At 77.3% G+C, this 2,294-nt stretch carries 2 protein-coding genes; both read right to left on the reverse strand.

Features of this window, described 5'->3' with window-relative positions:
- Positions 1-33: 33 nt before the first annotated feature.
- A complete protein-coding gene (locus ACFCX4_RS35960; protein WP_376151643.1) occupies positions 34-1,011 on the reverse strand; it encodes a hypothetical protein in 978 nt (325 codons plus the stop codon).
- The coding region (locus ACFCX4_RS35965; RefSeq protein ID WP_376151645.1) for an MFS transporter at positions 1,008-2,294 on the reverse strand (1,287 nt) is incomplete at its 5' end. The genes ACFCX4_RS35960 and ACFCX4_RS35965, both read right to left, overlap by 4 nt.

The raw sequence follows: 2,294 nt of genomic DNA on the forward strand, positions 1-2,294 counted from the left end.
CGGTGGGGCGTGCGGACCGCCGGGCCGGCGGGGTCACCGGGGCGCCGGCGCGCGCACGGTGACCGGGGAGGAGGCTCCGGGAGCGAGCAGCAGCGGCGCGCCGCTGCCGTCCGCGGGGACCGACCAGAGGTCGGTGCCCTTGCCCTCGCGGGCCGGCAGGGCGTAGCCGAGCGTGGTGTCGTCCAGCCAGGCCGCCTGGTCGTCGACGCTGTGGGTCTCGGCGACCGGGTGCTCGCGCAGGTCGGCCAGGTCGAGGACGTACAGCCGCCAGGGGGCGGCCGGGTCGTCCGAGACGCGCTTCTTGAAGGCGATCCGGGTGCCGTCCGGCGAGAGCGAGGGGCACTCGACGTTCTCCCGCAGGGTGCGGGCCGACCAGGCCTTGAGGTCGCCCTCGACGAGGTGGGTGCGGCCGGCGGTCGAGACGGTGGCGTAGAAGCGGTTCTCGTCGGCCGCGAAGTTGACGCCCCAGTAGTTGACGTCGGCGGCGTGGTAGCGGGCGCCGTCGACGGTCAGCGGGATCTCCTCGACCGACTTGACCAGGTAGCCGGTCCGCAGGTCGAGGATCGAGGTGCGGGTGGAGAAGCCGCTGGACGCGTAGGAGTCCCCGACCGCGAAGGTGGTCCAGGAGAGCACCTGTCCGGAGGGCGACACCCTGGCCCGGTTGGGGATGCCGGGCACGGTCACCGTCTGGAGCTCGGTGAACCGGCGGTCGTACACCACGGCCTGGGTACGGGCCGGGACCCCGGGCAGCGCCCGCAGGCACAGCGCCCGGTCCCCCGCCGCGTAGAACCGGGCGCAGGAGGGGCCGTCCGGGGCGCCGCCGGGGCCCCGGGCGATCCGTCCGGTGGCGGTGTCGCGGTAGTAGAGGCCGGGCTGGTCCAGGGTGAACGTCGCCTCGGCGGCGACGAGCCGGTGGCCGCCGTCGCGCTGCCGGGCGTGCAGCACGTAGCCGAACGAGCCGCCGAGCAGGACGAGGACGGCGAGGACCAGGACGGTCGAGCGCACCTTCACGAGGACTCCCTTCCGGGCAGGATCCGCCAGGCGGCGGCGAGGGCGGCGGCCAGCGCGAGCGCGGCGGCCGTGAGGGCCGGACGCGGGCCCCACCAGGTCCAGGCGACGCCGAACCCGGCCGCGCCGACCAGCCGGGCCAGGGCCTGGCCGGTCTGCAGCACCGCGAGTCCGCCCGCCCGGCCGCCGGCCGGCAGCACCGGGCCGGCCAGCGCCATCAGCACGCCGTCGGTGGCGGCGTAGAAGACGCCGAGCAGGACGAGGACGAGCACGGCGGTCGCCGGGCCGAGCGGGGCGAGCAGGGTGAGGTAGGCGGCGAGCAGCGCCCCGTGACCGAGCAGGAACGGGGTGCGGCGGCCGGCCCGGTCCGCGAACCGCCCGGCGGGGACGGCCAGCAGCAGGTAGCAGGCCGCGGCGCCGAGCGGCAGCAGCGGGAAGAGCAGCGGCGAGAGGTCCAGGCCGCGCTGGAGCAGCAGGTAGAGGAACGAGTCCCCGATCGTGGCGGCCCCCAGCAGGGCGGCGGCGGTGACCGTGCGCCGGAACACGGGGTCGCGCAGGACCCGGTGCTTCGGCGCGGCGGCCCCGGGGGCGGCGGGCCCGGACGCGGTGGCTCCGGGAGCGGCGGGCCTCGGGACGGTGCTCCGCGGGACGGTGACCGCGGAACCGCCGGCCCCGGGAGCGGCGACCGGCAGCCCGGGCGGGCCGGCCGGGACGAACAGCACCAGCACCAGGACGCCGAGCAGCCCGGTGGCGAAGCTGACCACGAACACCGCGTCGTACGCGTCCGCCGTCGCCCACAGCACCACGAAGGCGACCAGCGGGCCCAGCAGCGCCCCTGTGGTGTCCATCGCCCGGTGCACGCCGAACGCCCGGCCGAGTGCCTCGGGCGGCGCGCTGAGCGTGATCATCGCGTCCCGCGGCGCGGTCCGCACGCCCTTGCCGAGGCGGTCGGCGGCCAGCGCCGCGGCGATCCCGCCGGCCGCGCCGCCCGCCAGCAGCAGCCCGAGCCGGGAGAGCGCCGAGAGCAGGTAGCCCGCCCCGGCGACCGTCCGGTGCCGGCCGCCGCCCCGGTCGGCGAGCCGGCCGCCGAGCAGCCGGACCAGGGCCGTCGCCCCGTTGAACAGTCCGTCGAGGAAGCCGAACTGGAGCGGTGAGAGGCCGAGGCCCAGCACCAGGTAGAGCGGCAGCACGGCGGTGACCATCTCCGAGGAGATGTCGGTGACCAGGCTGACCGCGCCGAGCGCGATGACCGTGCCGGGGACGCGCCGTCCCGCCCCGTCGGGGCG

The organism is Kitasatospora sp. NPDC056327, assembly GCF_042261735.1.
Taxonomy (GTDB): Bacteria; Actinomycetota; Actinomycetes; order Streptomycetales; family Streptomycetaceae; genus Kitasatospora.